The organism is Plantactinospora sp. A48 (assembly GCF_055793945.1).
This window is the reverse complement of record NZ_JBTIXF010000080.1, coordinates 1-20,274: the sequence shown is the minus strand read 5'-3', so window position 1 is coordinate 20,274 and position 20,274 is coordinate 1. Positions and strand designations below refer to the sequence as shown.

The window sequence follows — 20,274 nt, the reverse complement described above, 5'->3', positions numbered from 1 at the left end:
ACCGGGATGCTGGCCGACAGTGGCGTACGTGCCCCCGCCAAGGGATGGGAACCGGTTAGGGCCGGTACCACGCCGGCAGACAATGAGGACACTGTGGAACCCCCTCCGACCAGCCCGGGTCCCGGCACCCTCGTTGGCGCCGGTCAGGCCGCGTGAAGCAACGAACCGGGCCCCTCCCCGTCAGCGGGCCCACAGCACGGCGGGCCCAGGCGCCGCGTCTGCCGGCACCGGACGGCGCCGATCGCGCCCCTCCGTGGACGGGACCGGGACGATGTCACTCATCGTCGCCGGATGATCGCGGGCCCGGGAACACTTTCACCAAGTGCGCGGCGCGCTGTCCATACCACTTCGATGTCCGGGGAGGGGACCACTTGGTCTGGCATCTCAACCTGCCGATCGACACGGCGACGCGCGAAACCCTCGCCGCCCGGCTCCGCAACGCGCTGCGGCGGCAGATCGAGCAGGGGGTGCTGCGCCCCGGCATCCGGGTGCCGTCGAGCCGTCAACTCGCCACCGACCTCGGGGTGTCCCGCAGCGTCGTGGTCGAGGCGTACGAGCAGCTGTGCGCCGAAGGGTACCTCGTCTCCCGCCGCGGTTCGGGCACCGCCGTGGCGGCCTCGGCGCCCACCGAGATCGGCTCGGCGCTGCACCCGGACGACCGCACGGCCGCCGCCGAGGTGTGGGACCTGCGGGCCGGTGGCTCCGACGTCGCCAGCTTCCCCCGCCAGGACTGGCTCCGCTGCGCCGCCTCGGTCGTCAACTCCGCCGGCCAGCGGGAGCTGGGGTACGCCCCACCGGCCGGTCTGCCGGTGGTCCGGCACACCCTCGCCGGTTATCTCGGCCGGGTGCGCGGGGTACGGGCCCGGCCGGAGCAGTTGATGGTCACCTCCGGGTTCGCACAGGGGCTGGCGCTGCTCTGCCGGGTGCTGCGCGAACTGGGTCACGACGCGCTGGGGGTGGAGGATCCGGGACACCCGGGCGAATGGGAGTTCATCACCGACGCCGGGCTGCGGCCGGTGCCGATCTCCGTCGACGGCGACGGCATCCGGGCCGACGAGCTGGCCGGCAGCGGTGTCCGGGCCGTACTCACCACGCCGGCCAGCCAGTTCCCGACCGGCGCACGGCTCAGCGCCGCCCGCCGGGCGCAGCTTGTCGGCTGGGCCCGCTCGGTGGACGGCTACATCGTCGAGGACGACTTCAACTCCGCCTTCGTGGCCCCGGCGCACCGGCTGCCGGCGGTGCAGAGTCTGGCCCCGGACCGGGTCGTCTACGCGGGCAGCGTGAGCAAGGTGCTGGCCCCGGCGCTGCGCCTCGGCTGGCTGGTCACACCCCCGGCGCTGGCCACGCCGATCGAGCGGGTCCGGGCGGGCTGGGACATCGGCTGCTCCGGGCTGGAGCAGCTCACCCTCGCCCGGCTGATCGACGTCGGCGCCCTCGACCGCCACCTGCGGCGGCTGCGCGCGGAGGTGCAGAAGCGCCACCAGACGGTGCGCCAGTTCGCCGCCCGGCACCTGCCCGGCACCACCCTGCTGGGCGGCGACGGAGGACTCCAGGGGTACCTCTTGCTGCCCCGCCGGTACGCCGAGGAGGCCCTGGTACGGGCCGCCCGGCGCCGCTCGGTGCTGGTCCGCGGCGGCCGCTACTACGCGCTGCGGGACGACGACCGACCGCCGGCGCTCGTGGTCGGCTACGCCGGGATGCGCGCGGTCGACCTGAGCCGTGGGATGGCCGGGATCGCCGCGGGTTACCGGGAACTGTCCGTCCCACCGTCGCCGGGCGGATCCCGACCTCCGCTCAGTCGGTGAACGGCGTGGCGTAGCTCGGCGGCCGGGAGTTCGGATCCAGCTCCAGCGTCAGCCGGATGGTCGAGCTGGGCGGCAGGTCGACCGCGAGCCACGGTCCGGCGCAGTCGATCCGCCGGGTGGTGACGGTGATCGGCTGGTGCACGTACGCGTAGAAGCTCCCCGACCAGTCCGGGTCGACCGCCGCGGTGTGCCGGACGGACCGGATGGTGTGCTCGGCGAAGGCACCGGCCTGCACGATCAGCCGGCGGCGGCCGGTCGGGTCGAGGTTCACCAGGTCCACCACGGTCTCCGCCGGATCGATCCGGGACACCAGCGCGGCGACCGAGGGCGGCAGGCCGGGCCGCCGCGCGTCGGCGTCGTAGTAGCGCAGCCGGGCCTGGGCCAGACCGCCGTTGTAGACGACCTGCGGCCCGCCCCAGGTGAGCTGCGTGAGGGCCTCGGTGACCACCGGGTTGGTCTGCTGCCACAGGTGGATGTCCTCCTCCGGGACGTCCTGCCCGGGGAACCGCTCGATGAGGGCCAGCCGGCGACGTACCTGGCCCTGCGCCATGGCCAGGACGCGCTCCGGGTACTGCGGGTTGTCGCCCCGCAGGTAGGCGTACCAGGGTTCCTCGTGGCCGGCCTCCTCCTTGTCCCGGAAGGCCCGCACGGTCCGCCAGTCGTAGCCGGAGGCCGCCCGCAGCCGGTCGAGCCGGGCCTGGTCCTCCGGTGCCCCGGTGTGGAACCACACCGCCATCGGTACGCTGGTCTGGACCGGGTTGAAGTCGAACCAGCCACGGTCGCTGTACCGGAACGGCAGCAGCAGCGTCGGGGTGTCGACGTCCGGCCCGAGGTGGGCGTTGCCCCGCAGCGGCGTGCTGGAGTCCGCGTCGCGGTAGCGCATCACCCGGCCCTGGGCGATCACGGCGTCCAGGGTGGAGCGCACGAGGTCCAGGTAGCCGTGGTCGTCGCTGGCGACCGCCGCGGCCAGCGCGCCGACCAGGGCCGCCTGGCCGACGCTGTAGAGGCCGTGCGGCCAGGTCCAGCCGTAGTGTCCGCCGTACCACCGGCCGTCGAGCTGACTGCCGACGACGCCGTCCCGGCCCACGTTGTCCGGGACGATGCCGCCGTTCGCCTCGGTACGCTCGCGCCACGCGCCGACGTACTCCAGGATCCACCGGCGGTACCGGTCGTCGCCGGTGAGGATCAGCGCGTTGAGCACCAGCCCGGCCGCCGCGAGGTTCATCGCGGTGTCGCCCTCGCCGATCCGCCGGGCCATCTCCGCGCCGAGCCGCGGATCCTGGTCCCGGGCCGGGCTGGCGCCCGGGGGCAGCAGCCAGTCCAGCGGGAACCCGTACGACCGCTCCTCCTGGGGCAGCCAGGGGTACCAGTCGCCGTCGAACAGGCCGACCCGGTCGGGGTCGCTGCCGTTGTGGGCCCGGGTGATGATCCGCCGGTCCGGGTCGTAGTTGCCCCGGGCCGGATCCACGTACAGCTCGGCGAACCGGACCGCGCGCTCGCGCCAGCGGTCGGGCGCGGCCATGCAGAGGAAGTACAGCATGAGCATGGCTTCGCCCTGGTGGAACCAGTCGTACCCGCGCTCGTACTCGTCCCGCAGCATGTCGAGGTCGGTCAGCTGCCGGGTCACCCCGTGCCAGTGCCGCTCGCTGGCGGCCAGCAGGTCGTCGGACCCGCCCAGCAGGTACAGCTGGGGCCAGTTGAAGAACGGCTCGTAGAAGTCGTCGCAACCGTCCCGCGAGGACAGGCCCTGGCGGTAGCGCAGCGCGCCGTCGGGCTCGGTGTACTGGTCCGTGAACCGGCGCCAGGCGTGGTCGAGCAGGTCGAACAGGTGCCGCTGCGCGACCGCCCAGGCGGGCGGCTCCAACACCGGTACGGTGGCGGTCAGCGTGGGGATGCCGCCGCCGCGGGTGGTACCCGCGCCGGCGGTGGCTGAGCTGGTCATCTGGGACGGTCTCCGTTTCTGCTGGTACGTCAGTCCTTGACGGCGCCGGCCGTCATCCCGGAGATGAGGTACCGCTGGGAGAAGAGGAACACCAGGAGGACGGGGGTGATCGCCAGCAACGTTGCCAGCGCGAGCACCGGACGCTCGACCCGCAGGCCGTTGCCGACCGTCGGGTTGAACGACGGCACACTGAGCAGCAGCGAGCTGAGGCCGACCTGGACCGGGAACTGGTGGTCCTCGGGCAACATCACGTAGGGCAGGAAGAAGTTGGTCCAGTTGCCCACGAAACTGAAGAACCCGACCAGCGCCACCACGGGCTTCGCCAGCGGCAGCGCCACCCGGGTGAAGACGCTGTACTCGCCGCAGCCGTCGATCCGGGCCGCCGCCAGCAGCTCGGGCGGCACGCTGGTGTTGAAGTAGATGTACGTCAGGTACACCCCGAACGGGTACAGCGAGAACGGCAGGATGATCGACCACACCGAGCCGATCAGGTGGAACGCGTTGGTCTCCAGGAAGATCGGCAGCACCAGGGTGGAGTTGGGCATCAGCATGACGACCAGCGTCACGACCAGCAGCGCGTGCCGGCCGGCGAACCGGGTCATCGCCAGCGCGTAACCCGCCGGGATGCTGACCAGCAGGGTGACCACCAACGCGCCGAACGCGTACAGCGCCGAGTTGCCCAGCCAGGTCAGCATGGCCCGGTCCTGGTACGCCAGCAGGGCGTGCCAGTTGTCCACCAGACCACCCAGGGAGCCGACCGACAGCGGGTGGCCACGGGCCAGCTGGTCCTCGGTCTTGGTGGCGGCCAGCAGCAGCCACACCACCGGGATCCCGAAGAACAGGGCGAACAGCCCGAGGACCACCGCGTTCAGCGGGTTGGGCGCCCGGCGACGGGTGCGGGCCGGTCGGGACCGCCCGGCCGGGCTCGCCTGGGGCACCGGTGCGACCGGCGCGGACAGCCGGGACGTGGATTCAGTCGGCATGGAACAGCCTCGATCTGGAGACGAACAGGGTGGCCGCGACCAGGCTGACGACCAGCAACTCCACGGACAGCGCGGCGGCGCCGTTGACGTTGTTCATCTGGAACGCGAACGTGTACGAGAGCTGGTTGAGCGAGAAGTCCCGCCCCGCCACGCCCAGACTGGCCTGGGAGATGAGTTGCGGCTCGACGAACAGTTGCGTGCCGCCGGCGAAGGCGAGGATCAGCATGTACGCGATCCACTTGCGCAGCAGCGGCAGTTGGATGCGCCGGGCCACCTGCCATCCGTTGGCGCCGTCGATGCGGGCCGCGTCGAGGATGTCGACGGAGATGTTGTTCAGCGCGCCGTGCAGCACCACGATCCAGCCGCCGGCCCCGGTCCAGAACGCGATGATCGCGAACAGCACCGGCAGATGGCCGGGCGCGATCACCTGGCCGAAGGTGTCGTACCCGATCCAGCGCAGCAGGAAGCCGACCGGGCTGGTGGTCGGGTCGAGCATGAACAGCCAGACCAGCACGCTGGCCGCCCCGGCGAGGGCGCCCGGGATGTAGTACACGAAGCGCAGGACCCGGCTGGTCCCCCGGGCCGCGATGTGGTGCAGCATCAGCGCCAGGCCGACCACAATGATCACCAGCGACAGCATCCACGCCGCGAGGTACGCGGCGACGTGCCCGATCGCCGGGGTGTAGCGGAAGTCCTCGGCGATCTGGGTGAAGTTGGTCAGTCCGGCGAACCGGCCGTCGACGTCGGTCAGCGCCAGGTATATCGAGTACAGGGTGGGGCCGATCCCGTACGCGGCGAGCAGAACGACGTACCCGGCGACGAAGGCGTACCCCGCCAAGCTGCGGCGCCGGCGGCGCGGCCGGGCCGGGCCGGACGCCCCGGCCCGGGGCCCGCGAACGCGGGCCCCGGCGGGAACAACGGTGTCGGGTGCGGTCACGACGTGCTGACCGTGTAGCCGTTGGCCTTGGCGTGCTGTTCGATGGCCTGCTGCCAGGCCGGCAGCATCGAGGTGATGGTCTTGCCGGAGTTGAGGCCCGGCGACACCGTGGCGGCCCAGACGGCCTCCTGGCTGAACTGCGGGGCGCCCCAGCCGGACCAGACGATCGGAGCGGCCTCGGTGAGCGGCCCCGTCACGTCGTTGGCGAAGTAGCCGCCCTGCTTCTGTCCGGCCAGCCAGGTCTTCGCGGCGGGCGCGTACGCCGGGAAGCCGGGTGCCTGCTTGCCCTGGTAGTCATCCGAGGTGGTGACCCAGACCAGGAAGTCGGTGGCCGCCTTGAGCCGCGCGGAGTGGGTGGACAGCAGCCAGGTGCCGCCGCCGACGTTGCCGGTGGCCGGGGTCGGATCGTCGCCCCACTGGAGCGCGGGCGCGGCCGCGATCTGCCCGGCCGGCGTCTTGAAGGTGCCCTGGAACAGCGCCCCGCCGTACCATGCCGGTCCCGGCATCATCAGCACCTTGCTGGCCCGGTTCTTCAGGTAGTCGGCCGAGAACACGCCGCCGGTCGCGGAGATCGCCTTGGCCTGGATCAGCTTGTCCAGCAGGGTCACCATCTTGGTGCAGTGCGGGTCGCTGGTGTTCACCGTGATGGCCTTGGCCCCGGTGACCTGGTTGGCCGGGCACTTGCTGGCCCACAGGTAGATCAGCGGCGCGAAGCCGTCGCCCACGTCACCGACGGTGTACCCGGGGTGTTCCCTGGCCACCCGCTCGCCGAGGGTCTGGAACTCCTCCCAGGTCTTGGGCAGCTGGTAGCCGAACTCACCCATCAGCTTCTGGTTGTACCAGAGCACCACCTGGGCGAGGTCGTTACGCAGGCAGTACATGGTGCCGTCCACCGTGCAGACGTCCATCGCGCCCTTGGTGAACTGGTCCAGGGTGGACTGTGGGATGAGACCCTTGTTCAGCGGGGCCGCGAAGTCCAGCCCGGGACCGGCGGCCCAGGACGTCTCGTTGGTCTGCGTGCTGAACACCACGTCCGGCCAGCCCTTGCCGGTCCGGTTGAACAGCTGCACCTTGGTCTGCAGGTAGTTGGAGCCGTTCGCGTCCCCGTCGTAGCTGACGATGTCCATCTTCAGCTCGGGGTGCTGCTGCTGGTACAGCTTGGCCGCGGTCTCCCGGGTGGAGTCGACCCAGACCACCAGCTTGCCGTCGTCGACCTGCTTGACCTGCTTGAAGCCGTCCTTGTCGGTGGTGCCGCCGCCGCTGCCGCTCCCGCCGCCACAACCGGCGAGGAGTACGGCCAGCGCCACCGCCACGCCGCCCAGGGTCAAGTGCCGGCTGCCCAGGCGCCGGTTGGATCTGGATAATAGGTTCCGATCGCTCAACGTAGTTCTCCAATGAACGTCGCGGAGCCGCGAGTGGCGCCACGAGGGATGGGTTGCGGAGCCGACGAAGGAACATGCCGGCACGACCGGGCCGGCACGACCGGGGGTGGATGGACGCGCCTCTCACCGGCTCCGGGTTCAGCCGGTGAACGGCCCGTCAGGAAGGGAGGGTCGGAGGTTAGGTACCAATTACGGCCCGATTAACGAGATCCGTCAAGACCTTAAGCCTACCTATTTGAACCTCGCCCCCCGAGGGAGTCCAGACGGCGGACTCTTACCAAGCAGACTGTCGGTGACGAGCGGCTACGGCTGGTGCCGGGCTCTCGCCATAAGTCATACTCTGCTCAGCGAACGCGAGGGGGAATAACCGTGATCGAGACCCGGCGCCCGGATGGCGGATACCGGCCGGGCTACGAGGTGGCCGCCGAACAGGTGCTGGAACTGATCGCCCGGTTACGCCTGCAGCCCGGCGACCGGATGCCCACCGAGAACGAGCTCGCCCGACAGTTGGGCAGCAGCCGGACGGTGGTCCGGGAGGCGGTCAAGATCCTCTCCGCGCTCGGTCGGGTCCGCGCCCAGAAGGGCCGCGGCCTCTACGTCGCCGACGACGAGGGGATGTTGGGCACCGGCCGATGGGCGTCCTTCTTCCTGCCCACCGACCTGGACCACGTCTACATGCTCTTCGAGTTCCGTCGCGTTCAGGAGATGGAGACCAGCCGGCTGGCAGCCCGCCGTGCGACGCCGGTCGAGCTGGGCGCCATCGAGAAGGCGGCCGAGACCTGCCGGCAGGGGTTCGAGACCGGGCAGGAGGACCTGTTCAACGCCGGCGACGACGCCTTCCACACCTGCGTCGCGACCGCTTCGCACAACATGTTCCTCGAGGTCGCCGTGCGGGAGTCCCGCCGGCTGCAGAGCCAGTCCAACATCATCGGACTGCGCGGATCGGTGGGCGGGCACACCGCCAAGGCCGTCGAGGAGCACGACGCCATCTACCAGGCGATCCGGGCCGGCGATCCGGAGGCCGCCGCCCAGGCCGCGGCCACCCACGTGGACAACACCCTGGAGGACTACCGCAGGGGCATCCAGCAGCGCATCTTCGCCACGGACGACTGACCCCGGCGGCCTCCCGGTCGAGCCGCACCACCCGTCGTGGTGGATCCACCGGCGTTCAATTGATTGACTAGCGTCTATGTAAAGTCCTACGGTTCTGGTGACCGACCACCCGGGCGCCGCGGTCGGCGCCCGCCCCGCAATGGAGGGAACCGTGCCCCACAAGTTGCGCTCCTGGTGCCTGCCGATGGCCGCGGCCGCGGCGCTGCTCGCGGCGCCGACACCGGCCTCCGCCGGCCCCATCGTCGACCCCGCCCCCATCAGTCCGAACATCGCCTTCGTGGGTCTGGTCAACAACGAGACCGCCCAGGCCACCATCAAGATGGGTTGCCTCGGCCCGGTGTCACCGGGCAGGACCGGCCACCCGCTACCCGGCCAGTACGTCAAGGTGCTTCCGGTGACCGACCCCGTCGTCAGCCGGCCCGGCTACACCGGCAGCGCCGGCACCTCGATCGAGGTGTACTTCAGCCCGGCGACGAGCGTGCTCGCCCCGATCACGCTACGGCTGTGGGCGGTGGGCGCGGAGATCCCGGAAACGCTCACCCTGCCCTGTTACGGCACCGGCACGGCGACGTTCGTTCCCCGGCCGACCAGTTCGACCGCCCGTAACGCGACGGTGACGGTCAACTTCGTCGGCCAGCCGTAACCTGCCGCACCGCCCGGAACGCCGAACGGGTGCCGAAGCTCCTCGACGCGTTCCGGACGGTGTGGCCGGCGCGGTACCGGGTACCGCGTCGACGGCGCCAGCGGTCAGGACACCCTCCAGGTCTGACCGCTGGCGCCTGTTCCGGTGGACCTGCGCGGCCCGAACGCCGGCCAGCCCTCGGGGTACGGGGATGGAACCTGGGGCGAGTAACGGTTCCATCCCCGTCCGCCGAGTCCCGGCCGGCCTGGTCGGATCAGCTGCGCAGGCTCCACTGCTGGTTGGCACCACCGCTGCAGGACCACAGGATCAGCTTCGTCCCGTTGGCCGTACCCGCACCGTTCGCGTCCAGGCACAGGCCGGACTGCTGACCGGTGATCGTGCCGTTGGAGTTGACGTTCCACTGCTGGTTGGTGCCACCGTTGCAGTCCCAGATGATCACCGTGGTGCCGTTGGTCGTGCCCTTGCCGTTCGCATCCAGACACTTGTTGCCGTACACCTGCAACTGCTTGCCCGAGGTGTAGGTCCAGGACTGGCCGGCGGCGCCGTTGCAGTCCCACAGCTGGGTCTGGGTGCCGTTGGTGGTGGACGAGTTCGGCACCTCGACGCAGCGGCCGGACTGGCCACCCACGATCCGCTGCGTACCGGACGGCGGCGGCGTGGTCGGACCACCCGTCGGGCCACCGGTGCCCTGCGGGCCGGCGTTGGTCATCACGGTCTGCGCGCCGGAGGGCCAGTTGCCGTTGGTCACCGTCGTGTTGCCGTAGACCGTGTTGCCCCGGTCCCCGTTGCTGACGTTGGTGCTGCCGTTGGTCGACCAGTTGTTGGTCACGGTCCAGTTGCCCATGTTCTCCCCGCCCCCGTAGTTGGCGGTGAGCCAGGTGCCGGTGCTCGAGAACACGTTGTTCGTGACGGTGTAGTACTTCGAACCCTCGTCGAAGTACACCCCGAAGTAGCCGTTGGTCCGCAGACAGTAGTTCTCGCTGATCAGGGCGTTCGGGTCCCAGCTCAGGGTGTAGATGCAGCCACCGTCGTTCATCTGCTGCATGACGTCGTGGACGTAGTTGCCGATGATCCGGTTGTTGGACGCGGTCGTCGGCGTGCTGTACCGGGGCTGGTAGTTGTACAGACCCCGGTTGGCGTACTGGTTGTTGCCACCGGCGTCGTTGGCGCCCCAGCCGTACCCGATGGTCAGCCCCGAATACGGCAGGTTGTAGATCTCGTTGTGGCTGATCGTGGCGTTGGTGATGTACGTGGGCAGCACCGAACTGATCCCGCGGTAGTCCGCCCCGAGGTCGTGGATCCGGTTGTTGCTGACCGTGATGTCCCGGTTGATCATCCGGGAGTCGCTCGGGTGGTGAGCGTCGGCGCGCACGCCACCGATGACGAGGCCACCGGCCGAGTTCCGCGCGATCTCCGAGCGGGTGATCGTGATGCTGCTGGCCCCCAGGCCGACCCCGCTGGCGTGGGCGTTCGCGTCGTTACCGATCCCGATCGCCGTCTGGCCCAGGTTGACGAACTGGGAGTCGGTGAAGGTGATGTTGTTGGCGGCCGACACCTGCACGGCGGCGGGCATCTGGTACCAGTTCGGCCGGGCCGCCTCGAACTGCTGGCAGCCGGACGAGCAGGAGCCGAAGGAGGGCCACGACCAGTTGCCGGCGATGTACGAGCCGGTCTGCTGGTCGACGAAGCCCTGGTTGCTGCTGGGCCCGCGCCAGCTCGTCCCGGAGAACGTGATGCCGGAGAACGTGATGTGGTGCGCCGGGCTGGCGTAGCTGCCGCCCACCCCCACCAGGGACTGCACCAGCGGGAACTCGACGTCCACGCTGCTCATGTTCTGCCCGGACCGCGGGATGTAGTACAGCGTGCCGGTGCCGGTGTTGACGTACCACTCCCCGCCCGAGTCGAGGAACTCGTAGGCGTTCGACAGATAGAACGGCCCGGCCCGGAACGGCTTCATCAGGGTGTCGTAGCCGAAGTTGTTGTTGTTCCACGCCGGCTGCTGCATGGTCAGCATGCCGCCGCTGATGCTCTGCACCGGCGAGTACCGGTCGGTGAACGAGTTGACCCCCTCCACCTCGACCCGGTTCTGGTTGGCCAGGTTGTTCAGGTAGTTCAGGTTGGAGTTGTTGATCCGCAGACCCGTGCTGGAGGCCGTGAAGTCCGACCGGTTCACCTGGGTACGTGCCCGGGTGGCCACCGCGCCGTCGACGTAGAGCTGCCGGGTGTCCAGCCCGGCGCCCACGTTGGCCTGCCAGATGTTCTTGCCTGAGTCGGCGATGGTCCAGCCGGTGACGCGTTTCGCGCCACTGATCGTCGGGTGCGCCCCGGCGGCGGCCTGCCAGATCACCCGGTGGCCCCCGGTGCCGGAATCGGCCGCGCCGAACGACAGCGGGGAGGTCACCCGGTACACACCGTCGGCCAACTGCACGATGATGTCGTCCGACATCCCGGCCACCATCGACCGCACCGCCGCCTGCGCCCCGGACAGCGAACACGGTTCTGCCGCCGAACAGGTGCTGCCGCTGCCGGACGGCGAGACGTACACGGTGGTGGTGGCGGCCAACGCGGGCAGGGCCGCCGTCACCGCCGCCGTGGTGGCCAGGCCGAGGGCGGCGAGGCCCACCGTCAGCTTGCTGCGCAGCGCACGCCGTACGGATCTTCTCGGGTCGCGCGGTATGGGGACACGCATCGGAACTCCTTGGGGGTGAGGGTCTGGGGGAAACTCGGAAAGCTGATGGTTGACGGGAACGATCCGATTCGACGAATCGATTCGACGACCTGGACGTGATCCTTCCCCTGCCGTGTCCGGTGCCCCGTGGCCGAGGGCCGGCGCCCCGACCCTGGCAGGGGAGCCGGGACGGTGCCGCCGGTGCCGTCTCGTTGGCCCGCCGCGGTCCTCGACCGCCGTGCTGGCCGGTCCTCGACCGCCGTGCTGGCCACCGGTTGCTGGTACCGCTGTCCGTCCGGACGATGTGTGCGTTTCATACGCCAGGCGTCAGATGTTAAGAGTGTGATAAATGCTTGTCAATGTTGCGCCGTTGGCGGGGCCAGACAACCCGCCACCACCTGCCCCATCGGCCCGCCCGCCGCCGCCGGAACGGAGCGGAACGGGCCGATGGTGCGGCGTGATGGTTCAGACCTATCCGATGCTCCAGGTGGGCATCAGTTGCGCAGACTCCACTGCTGGTTGCGGCCGCCGTTGCAGGACCACAGGATCAGCTTCGTCCCGTTGGCCGTGCCTGCGCCGTTGGCGTCCAGGCACAGGCCGGACTGCTGACCGGTGATCGTGCCGTTGGAGTTGACGTTCCACTGCTGGTTGGTGCCGCCGTTGCAGTCCCAGATGATCACCGTGGTGCCGTTGGTCGTGCCCTTGCCGTTCGCGTCCAGACACTTGTTCCCGTACACCTGCAACTGCTTACCCGAGGTCGCGGTCCACCGCTGGTTGCTCGCGCTGCCGCAGTCCCAGAGCTGCACCTGGGTGCCGTTCGTGGTGGACGAGTTCGGCACGTCGACGCACCGGCCGGACTGGCCGCCGACGATCTGCTGACCGCCGGGGGGCGGCGGTGGGGTGCTGGAGCCCGCGTACCCCGCGGCCGTGATGTTCGCCTGGACGGCGTCCTCGGTGGCGTCGGTCGGGTAACCGGCGGTCACCGCGCCCTCGAAGAACTCACCGGTGCCGGTGTTGCTGTTGTCGCCGCCGGTGCCCAGCAGGATGGAGGTGTCGGTCTTCATCGGCGAGTAGCCGTTGGGCAGCGGGCCCGAGTAGGGCCGGGTCAGACCGCCGGTGGTGGCGTCGCCGTACTTGAGGGTGAAGTTGGTGGTGCCGTTGTTCTTCAACCAGGCGCTGACGAACGGGTAGTGGATCCCGGAGTTGTTCGGGTCCTTGTTGGAGCCGGTGTTGGTGTGGTACATGCCGTTCTCCAGGTCCGCCTCCACCCACGGACCGGTGCCGACGCACCCGCCGAACCAGCAGGCGGTGCCGAACTCGATGGCGTTCATCGTCGCGTTGCCGGTGTCGGTGTGGGAGTTCTCCCCCGCGCCGTAGTCGAAGCAGCACCACTGGTTCACGAAGTTCGACGAGGTCACCATGTAGACGCCCTCGGGCTGGGAGCCCTTCGGCGCGCTCTTCGCGTTGTCCACCCGGTAGCCCACGCCCTGGGTGACCTTGATGCCGTACGCCGGGTGCCCACCCACGGTGATCGGCAGGGCCATGGCGTTGGCCCCGACGTCGGCGCCGTTCGGGCCGGGGCCCTTCCAGAAGCCACCCCAGGAGATCGGCAGATCGTTGTGGTTGACGCTCTGGTCGTAGATCTTCGTGACCGTGCACGTGGTACCCGAACAGAACGACACCTGCGGCGCCGCGTCGACGTACCCGTCCGACAGCAGCCCGATGTCCCGGTACGTCCGGTCCGAGCTGCGCTGGATCTGGTACAGCGGCCCGGTGTACGCCGCGAACAGCGCCCGGGTGGTGCTGTGCGCGGCGATGCACGGGGTTCCGCCGGCCGCGTAGAGGTCGCAGGCCTGCGAGGTGGCCGCCCGGGCCGCCGACGGGGCCGAGACGACCGAGGCGCCCGTGCCGGCGATCAGCAACGCCAGCGGGACCCAGGCCGTCGCCAGCAGGCGGCCGAGCCTTCTCTTTGGACTCATCATTCCTCCGATCGGGCGTCACCCGTGACAGCCGAGCACACCGAGGGAACCGAGGGATCGGACCGGGACGGGACGGCCCGGAGTGTTAGCGATAACACGGCTAGCATCGTATCTATATTTGTCACTGTCAACCGCTTGATTGATACTCATCGACCGCACGGGACGACTATCGCGGCGGCCGCCGAACCGGCCCCGGAACCGGCCTCCGGAACCGGCTCCTCAACGCCTGCGGGGGGCCGGCCCGGTGCTGTGGCGCAGTGAGATCGGCGGGGTCCGCATCAGGTGCCGGGGCGGCAGTTGCGGCTTGGCGATGCGCTCGATCAGCAGTTCGACGGCGTGCCCGGCCATCTCCAGGACGGGTACGTCGGCGGCGGTCAACTGCGGCCGGAAGTCCTCGGCCCAGTGCCGGGCCGCCACACCGACGATGGAGAAGTCCTTCGGCACCCCGAGTCCGGCCTGGTCCAGGCCGCGCTGGATACCGGGCAGCGCCGCCTCGTTGACGGTGGCCACCGCCGTGATCTCGGGACGGGTGACCAGCAGTTCCTCGATGCACGCCTCGCCCGCGGCCGCCTCGTCGGCGCAGCAGTGATCGCTGCCCCGCAGGCCGCGTCGGGCGACCGCCGCGACGAACCCGCGCAGCGCCCGGTGCCCCGGGCCGTACCCGCTGGCCACCAGTTCGACAGAGCGGTTGATCAGCGCGATGTGCCGGTGGCCGAGGTCGGCGAGATGGTTCACGCAGCGCGCGATCAACTCCTCGTAGTCGACGTCGACCCAGCACATCTCGTCCGGCTGCGCGGTCCGCCCGATGGTCACGAACGGCAGACCCGTCTGCCGCAGCCGGGCGACCCGGGCGTCCTCGAGCCGGATCTCCATGAGGATCACGCCATCGACCCGGCGACCGCTGATCATCCGTTCGAAGGACCGGTCGTGATCGCCACCGGACGGCGAGAGCAGCACGTCCAGGTCGACCTGCGCGGCGGCCTCCACAACGCCCGCGACGAAGCCCAGTTGCATGTCGGTGAGGCGCCGCTGCGCCGGGGGCACGACCAGACCGATGGTGCGGGTCCGGCCCTCCTTGAGCGCGCGGGCGCTCGCGTTCGGGCGGTAGTCAAGCTCCTCGATGACCGCCTCGATGCGCCGTCGGGTGGCCGCCGACACCGACCGCTTTCCGCTCAGCGCGTACGAAACGGTGCTCCGCGACACCCCCGCCCGCCGCGCGATCTCCCCGATGTTCATTCCGGGCTCCTCCCGACGCGGACCTGCGACCCGGTGAAGCGGTTCGGTGCAGGCTAGATCGAAATCCGACAAAAAGTCAATGTGTACGAAACATCGATCCGGTCCGACCTCGCCGACTCACCGGGCCTGTCGAACCGGTTCGCCAACGATAGCGGAACCTGACTCCCCCGGCTCCCCGTCACCCGAGGCCGGCGCGGGCCGGCGCCGGCCGGTTCAGGGCGAATCGAGTCGCAACCGCTGCTTGACCGTCGACCCGCGGCGGTCCTATCTTTTCTCGAACCGATTCGCACGTCACGCCGCACGACCCGCCGCACGACCCGCCACACATCACCCCGCACGAGCCACCCCGGCACGACCCACCCCGGCACGACCCACCTCGCGCCATCCCGCACGACCCACCCGCACCTCGCCACACCGCGGCGCCCCCGGACGTCCCACGCCGGACGTACAGCTCCGCCCCCGCACCCCCGGGCGTCGGCGCCGATCCATTCCCGCAGATCGAACTAAGTGAGGCCAGCGCATGACGACATCCTCCTGGAGACGGCGCGCGGTCGGCGCCGCTCTGGTGGCCCTCACGGTCACCACAGCGATCACCGCCTGCTCCTCCTCCGACAAGCCCGCCGGGACCGCGACGAGCGGCACCTTCACCGTCTGGGACCCGTACCCGCAGTTCGACGACGGCTCCGACTGGGTGAAGGTACTCAAGGACTGCGGCGGTACGGCCGGCGTGACCGTGCAACGCACCGCCTACGACACCACCGACCTGACCAACAAGGCCCTGCTCGCCGCACAGCAGGACAACGCCCCCGACGTGCTGATCATCGACAACCCGGTGATCTCGACCCTCGCCGAGGCCGGCGCGCTCACCTCGACCGACGAGACGAAACTCGACACCTCGGCCGCGGAGCCGAACCTGCTCGGCGCCGGCCAGATCGGCGGCAAGACGTACGGCGTCCCGATCGGCGCGAACACGCTGGCCCTCTGGTACAACAAGGACGTGCTGGCCAAGGCCGGCGTGGACATCGCGTCGGTACGGGACTGGCCGTCGCTGACCGCCGCTCTCGCCAAGGTCAAGGGCGTCGGCAAGAAGGGCATCACCTTCTCCGCGATCGGCACCGAGGAGGGCAGCTTCCAGTTCCTGCCCTGGTTCTGGGGTTCCGGGGCCCAGCTGACGGCGCTGGACTCACCGCAGGCGGTGTCCGCGCTGGACCTGTGGACCGGCTGGCTGCACCAGGGCTACGCGCCGAACTCCGTCATCAACAACACCCAGACCACCAGCTGGCAGGAGTTCGCCAGCGGCAACTTCGCGTTCGCCGAGAACGGCACCTGGCAACGCGCCAACGCCAAGAAGCTCAACTTCAAGTACGGGATCATCCCGATCCCGGCCAGCGCCGGCGGGACCGCACCGGCGCCCACCGGCGGCGAGTTCGTCTCCATCCCGGTGCAGAGCGACACCGGCCGCTACACGGCGGCGCAGAAGGTGGTGTCCTGCCTGACCAACCCCGACAACCTGCTCAGCACCGACACCACGCTGTCGTACATCGCCGCCGTCCCGGCGGTGCAGGAGAAGCAGATGGCCGCGGACGCCGACCTCAAGGTGTGGGTCGACGCGGTCAAGGCGGCCAAGGGCCGCACCGGGGACAACCTCGGCACCAAGTACCCGAAGATCTCCGAGCCGCTGTGGACCGCCATGCAGGCCGCGTTGAGCGGTTCGAAGACGCCACAGGCGGCGCTGACCGCCGCGCAGGGCACCGCCGCCGGCGCGACGAAGTAGCCGTACCGAGCAGATGTCCAACCACCCCACCCGGGCCCCGGCGCGGACCTCGGTCAACCGCCGGGCCGGGACGGCCACCGCCGTCCCGGCCCGGCGGGGCCGGCGGGACCGCTGGACGGCCTGGGCCTTCCTGGCTCCGGTGACCAGCTACCTGCTGGTCTGCTACGCCTACCCGCTGTACCGCAACGTCGAACTGAGCCTCCGGCACTACACGGTCCGGTCGTTCGTCCGCGGCGACGCGCCGTTCACCGGGCTGGACAACTACCGCGCCGTGCTGGCCCACCCCACCTTCGGACCGGCACTGCTGCACACGGCGGTGTTCACCGCCGGGTCGCTGCTGTTCCAGTTCGGCATCGGGCTGGCCCTGGCGGTCTTCTTCCACCAGCACTTCCCGCTGTCCCGGACGCTGCGGGCACTGTTCCTCGTACCGTGGTTGCTTCCGCTGATCGTCTCGGCGTCCACCTGGTCGTGGATGCTCAACAGCGACGCGGGGGTGGTCAACGCGGCGCTCGGCGCCGTCGGCGTCGAACCGGTCAACTGGCTGACCTCACCGAGCTGGTCGCTGATCTCGGTGCTCATCGCCAACATCTGGATCGGCATCCCGTTCAACCTGGTCGTGCTGTACAGCGGCCTGCAGGCGATCCCCTTCGACCTGTACGAGGCGGCGGCCCTGGACGGCGCAACCGGGTGGCAGCGGTTCTGGCGGATCACGTTCCCGCTGCTGCGCCCGGTGTCGGCGATCACCCTGCTGCTCGGACTGATTTACACACTGAAGGTCTTCGACATAATCTGGATCATGACGCGGGGTGGCCCGACCGACTCGTCGACCACCTTCGCCACCTGGTCGTACCGGCTCGCCTTCGGCAGCATGCTGCCACAGTTCGGGCCGGGAGCGGCGGTGGGCAACCTGCTGATCGTCGTGGCCCTGGTCTTCGGGCTGATCCACGTCCGGTTCCAGCGGAGGCAGTGGTCGCGATGACACGTACCAGCCGTACCGCCTGGTGGCGGACCTGCCTCGGCCTGATCCTGACCGCGTTGATGCTCTTCCCGGTGTACTGGATGATCAACGTGTCGTTCACCCGCGACCAGGACATGCGGGCCGACCCGCCGCACCTGTTCCCCGTGGCCGGGACCCTCGACGGGTACCGGGTGGTGCTGCACCAGCAACTGCCCTACCTCGGCACCAGCCTGCTCGTCGGCCTCGGCACGGTGGCGCTGACCGTCGCCCTCGCCGCGCCCGCCGGGTACGCGCTGGCCAGGCTGCGCCCGATCGGCGGCGCGGTGCTCAACTTCGTCCTGCTGATCGCGCAGATGATCCCCGGGATCATCATGGCGATGGGGTTCTACGCGACCTACCTCAACCTCGGCATCCTCAACTCGCTGCCCGGCCTGATCCTGGCCGACTCGACCATCGCGGTGCCGTTCGGCGTACTGATCTTCACCGCGTTCATGTCCGGGATCCCGGACGAGGTGACCCAGGCCGCGGTGATCGACGGCGCCGGCCGGCTGCGCACGTTCTGGTCGGTGGTGCTGCCGCTGAGCCGGGGCTCGATCATCACGGTGTCGCTGTTCGCGTTCCTGTGGGCCTGGTCCGACTTCATCTTCGCGTCCACCCTCGACGGTGGCGGCCGGCAGCGGCCGATCACCCTCGGCATCTACCACTACATCGGCAACAACAACCAGCAGTGGAACGCGATCATGGCAACCGCCGTGATCGCCGCCATCCCCGCCACGGTCCTCCTGGTCCTGGCCCAACGCTACATCGCCGCGGGCGTGACAGCCGGCGCGGTCAAGGACTGACCGAGCCACCGGGGGCGGCCGGCCTCGCCGCGAGCCCGCCACCGAGCACCGTACCGTTCCGCACCGAGAAAGGCAGCCACCGCAGATGACCGTCGTCCACCCCGGCCCGACGTTCGCCATCCAGGAGATCCCGTTCAGCCACCACGGATCCTGGCTCAGCATCTCCCCGGTGGTGGCCGAGAACAGTTACGCCGACGACCTGCACCTGATCTCCCACCAGACCGGCATGCACCCGGTGCTGCGGTTCACCCCGTCCGCCGACGCCACGGTGGAGGCCAGGGCCGCGCGGCTCACCTGGCGCGGCGACACCGGCCGGATCGACCTCGCCTACGCCGACCCGGACACCATCCGGCTGCGGGGTCAGGGGCTCGGTCTGCGCGTCACGTCGGCCCGGCCCACCCTCACCCCGTTCAGCGGCACCTACCTGTACGACGACCCGGTCGACGACTCGTACGTGTTCACCTCGTACGAGACCGGACGCCGCTACCGGGTCACCGTGCTCAACGGGGGCGCCGAGGCCGCCGGCGTACAGGCCCTCGGCACCGCCGAGCGCGGGCTGACGCTGCCGGCGGACCGACCGTGGGAGATCGCGATCGAGGAGTACGAGGGCGCCCGCCGGCCCTACTCCGCCACGGCGGCCTTCGACGACCTCGTCGGGAGCGTGGCGGCCGAATTCGGCGCGTTCGTCGCGGCGGTCGCGCCGTGGCGCACCTCGCAGACCCCGGCCGCCGAGCTGGCGGCGTACGTGCTGTGGTCGGCCACCGTCGCACCGGCCGGCTTCGTCACCCGTCCCGCGGTGCTGATGTCGAAGCACTGGATGGACAAGGTGTGGAGCTGGGATCACTGCTTCAACGCCCTCGCCCTGGCCGCCGGACCCGGCGACCTGGCGTGGCACCAGTTCCACCTGCCGTTCGACCATCAGGACGACGCCGGTGCGCTGCCGGACTCGGTCACGCATTCCGAGGTGCTCTACAACTACGTCAAGCCCCCGATCCACGGTTGGACGCTGCGGCAGCTGCGGGAACGGCTGTCGCGGCCGTTGGACCGGGCCGAGCTGGCCGACAGCTACGAGCGGATCGCCCGGTGGACGACCTTCTGGCTGGACCACCGCCGGGTGCCCGGTCACCATCTACCGCACTACCAGCACGGCAACGACAGCGGCTGGGACAACGCCACCACCTTCGACGGGGGGCGGGTCATCGAGACGGCCGACCTCGCCACCTTCCTGCTGCTGCAACTCGGGCAGCTCGCGGACCTGGCCACCGAGCTGGACCGGCCGGACGCCGCGGCCCGGTGGAACGACGTGGCGGAACAGGTCCGCGGCGCGCTGTTCGCCGAGTTGTGGACCGGGGACCGGTTCACCGCCCGCGACCCGCGGACCGGCCGGACCCGAACCAGCAGCAGCCTGCTCGATCTCATGCCCATCGCCCTCGGCGCAGACCTGCCCGCCGAGATCCGCGACACGCTCGCCCGGCGGATCGAGGCCCACCTGACCGCGCACGGGTTGGCCACCGAGCCGCTCGACTCGCCGCACTACGCCGCCGACGGTTACTGGCGCGGCCCGATCTGGGCCCCGGCGACCGTGCTGATCGAGGACGGGCTGCGCCGGGCCGGCCACACCGGGCTCGCCGACGAGATAAGCGGCCGGTTCCGCGCGCTGTGTGAGAAGTCCGGCTTCGCCGAGAACTTCGACGCCGAGACCGGTGCCGGGCTGAGGGACCGCGCGTACACCTGGACCGCCAGCGGTTATCTCATCCTGGCCGCCGCCCACGAACGCCGCCGACGTGGCTGAACCCCGCCCGGTGGCCGAACCGGGCCGGCGTCGTTCGACGCCCCCGGCCGCGGGTCCCGCCGGCCCGGCTGACCGCGACCGGTGACCGGGCCGTGGGCGGGGCCCGCGTCCGCGGGACGTGGGGTCAGCCCGAGCGCCGCAGATCGGAAGAGCGTCGTGCCAGGAAAGAACGGTACGAGCTGAGCGTAGCGCTCAATCGTTGCAACCTGAACAAAAAGGG

The 20,274-nt window shown here is 70.1% G+C and carries 14 protein-coding genes; 7 read left to right on the top strand and 7 right to left on the bottom strand.

Annotated elements, in window-relative coordinates:
• Positions 1-371 precede the first annotated feature (371 nt).
• Positions 372-1,805, top strand: a complete 1,434-nt coding sequence (gene pdxR / locus ACXN5W_RS27350; RefSeq protein ID WP_473161267.1) for a MocR-like pyridoxine biosynthesis transcription factor PdxR — start codon at positions 372-374, stop codon at positions 1,803-1,805.
• On the opposite strand, the gene ACXN5W_RS27345 is transcribed toward pdxR, so the two are convergent.
• Genes ACXN5W_RS27345 through ACXN5W_RS27330 form a run of 4 tightly spaced genes read right to left on the bottom strand, consistent with a single transcriptional unit; the run spans position 1,795 to position 6,980 of the window.
• Positions 1,795-3,747, bottom strand: coding sequence for a DUF8034 domain-containing protein (locus ACXN5W_RS27345; protein WP_473161266.1), 1,953 nt, complete (start codon positions 3,745-3,747; stop codon positions 1,795-1,797). The genes pdxR and ACXN5W_RS27345 overlap by 11 nt on opposite strands.
• A 29-nt stretch (positions 3,748-3,776) precedes the next feature.
• Positions 3,777-4,730: a carbohydrate ABC transporter permease gene (locus tag ACXN5W_RS27340; protein WP_473161265.1), complete on the bottom strand. Its 954-nt coding sequence runs from the start codon at positions 4,728-4,730 to the stop codon at positions 3,777-3,779.
• On the bottom strand, positions 4,720-5,667 hold the full coding sequence (locus tag ACXN5W_RS27335; protein ID WP_473161264.1) for a carbohydrate ABC transporter permease: 948 nt from the start codon (positions 5,665-5,667) through the stop codon (positions 4,720-4,722). The genes ACXN5W_RS27340 and ACXN5W_RS27335 overlap by 11 nt, the downstream gene beginning before the upstream one ends.
• A complete protein-coding gene (locus ACXN5W_RS27330) occupies positions 5,664-6,980 on the bottom strand; it encodes an ABC transporter substrate-binding protein (RefSeq protein WP_473161263.1) in 1,317 nt (438 codons plus the stop codon). Before ACXN5W_RS27330 ends, ACXN5W_RS27335 begins: the two co-directional genes overlap by 4 nt.
• 438 nt (positions 6,981-7,418) lie before the next feature.
• Here ACXN5W_RS27330 and ACXN5W_RS27325 point away from each other — a divergent pair, with 438 nt between their 5' ends.
• Positions 7,419-8,162 (top strand): FadR/GntR family transcriptional regulator, encoded by a 744-nt coding sequence (locus tag ACXN5W_RS27325; protein ID WP_473161262.1) that lies wholly within the window; start codon positions 7,419-7,421, stop codon positions 8,160-8,162.
• A 151-nt stretch (positions 8,163-8,313) separates the two neighbouring features.
• Positions 8,314-8,805: a hypothetical protein gene (locus ACXN5W_RS27320; protein WP_473161261.1), complete on the top strand. Its 492-nt coding sequence runs from the start codon at positions 8,314-8,316 to the stop codon at positions 8,803-8,805.
• 253 nt (positions 8,806-9,058) lie between these two features.
• On the opposite strand, the gene ACXN5W_RS27315 is transcribed toward ACXN5W_RS27320, so the two are convergent.
• The 3 genes from ACXN5W_RS27315 to ACXN5W_RS27305 form a co-directional block, all read right to left on the bottom strand.
• On the bottom strand, positions 9,059-11,494 hold the full coding sequence (locus tag ACXN5W_RS27315; protein ID WP_473161260.1) for a ricin-type beta-trefoil lectin domain protein: 2,436 nt from the start codon (positions 11,492-11,494) through the stop codon (positions 9,059-9,061).
• Between the two features lie 473 nt (positions 11,495-11,967).
• The gene (locus tag ACXN5W_RS27310; protein ID WP_473161259.1) at positions 11,968-13,452 is read right to left on the bottom strand and encodes an arabinofuranosidase catalytic domain-containing protein; all 1,485 of its coding nucleotides are present in this window, start codon (positions 13,450-13,452) and stop codon (positions 11,968-11,970) included.
• 219 nt (positions 13,453-13,671) lie between these two features.
• On the bottom strand, positions 13,672-14,760 hold the full coding sequence (locus ACXN5W_RS27305) for a LacI family DNA-binding transcriptional regulator (protein ID WP_473161258.1): 1,089 nt from the start codon (positions 14,758-14,760) through the stop codon (positions 13,672-13,674).
• Positions 14,761-15,208: 448 nt separating this feature from the next.
• On the opposite strand from ACXN5W_RS27305, the gene ACXN5W_RS27300 reads away from it, so the two are divergent.
• From ACXN5W_RS27300 to ACXN5W_RS27285, 4 genes are all read left to right on the top strand, one after another.
• The gene (locus tag ACXN5W_RS27300; RefSeq protein ID WP_473161257.1) at positions 15,209-16,462 is read left to right on the top strand and encodes a sugar ABC transporter substrate-binding protein; all 1,254 of its coding nucleotides are present in this window, start codon (positions 15,209-15,211) and stop codon (positions 16,460-16,462) included.
• 13 nt (positions 16,463-16,475) lie between these two features.
• On the top strand, positions 16,476-17,441 hold the full coding sequence (locus ACXN5W_RS27295; RefSeq protein WP_473161256.1) for a carbohydrate ABC transporter permease: 966 nt from the start codon (positions 16,476-16,478) through the stop codon (positions 17,439-17,441).
• Positions 17,438-18,262: a carbohydrate ABC transporter permease gene (locus tag ACXN5W_RS27290; RefSeq protein ID WP_473161255.1), complete on the top strand. Its 825-nt coding sequence runs from the start codon at positions 17,438-17,440 to the stop codon at positions 18,260-18,262. Before ACXN5W_RS27295 ends, ACXN5W_RS27290 begins: the two co-directional genes overlap by 4 nt.
• A gap of 85 nt (positions 18,263-18,347) precedes the next feature.
• Complete coding sequence (locus ACXN5W_RS27285; protein WP_473161254.1) at positions 18,348-20,054, top strand: amylo-alpha-1,6-glucosidase; 1,707 nt, start codon at positions 18,348-18,350, stop codon at positions 20,052-20,054.
• Positions 20,055-20,274 lie beyond the last annotated feature (220 nt).

Excerpts from the sequence above, each read along its gene's own strand:
- ACXN5W_RS27345 (WP_473161266.1), bottom strand. The coding sequence starts at position 3,747 with ATGACCAGCTCAGCCACCGCCGGCGCGGGTACCACCCGCGGCGGCGGC.
- ACXN5W_RS27340 (WP_473161265.1), bottom strand. The coding sequence starts at position 4,730 with ATGCCGACTGAATCCACGTCCCGGCTGTCCGCGCCGGTCGCACCGGTG.
- ACXN5W_RS27315 (WP_473161260.1), bottom strand. The coding sequence starts at position 11,494 with ATGCGTGTCCCCATACCGCGCGACCCGAGAAGATCCGTACGGCGTGCG.
- ACXN5W_RS27310 (WP_473161259.1), bottom strand. The coding sequence starts at position 13,452 with ATGAGTCCAAAGAGAAGGCTCGGCCGCCTGCTGGCGACGGCCTGGGTC.
- ACXN5W_RS27300 (WP_473161257.1), top strand. The coding sequence starts at position 15,209 with ATGACGACATCCTCCTGGAGACGGCGCGCGGTCGGCGCCGCTCTGGTG.
- ACXN5W_RS27295 (WP_473161256.1), top strand. The coding sequence starts at position 16,476 with ATGTCCAACCACCCCACCCGGGCCCCGGCGCGGACCTCGGTCAACCGC.
- ACXN5W_RS27290 (WP_473161255.1), top strand. The coding sequence starts at position 17,438 with ATGACACGTACCAGCCGTACCGCCTGGTGGCGGACCTGCCTCGGCCTG.
- ACXN5W_RS27285 (WP_473161254.1), top strand. The coding sequence starts at position 18,348 with ATGACCGTCGTCCACCCCGGCCCGACGTTCGCCATCCAGGAGATCCCG.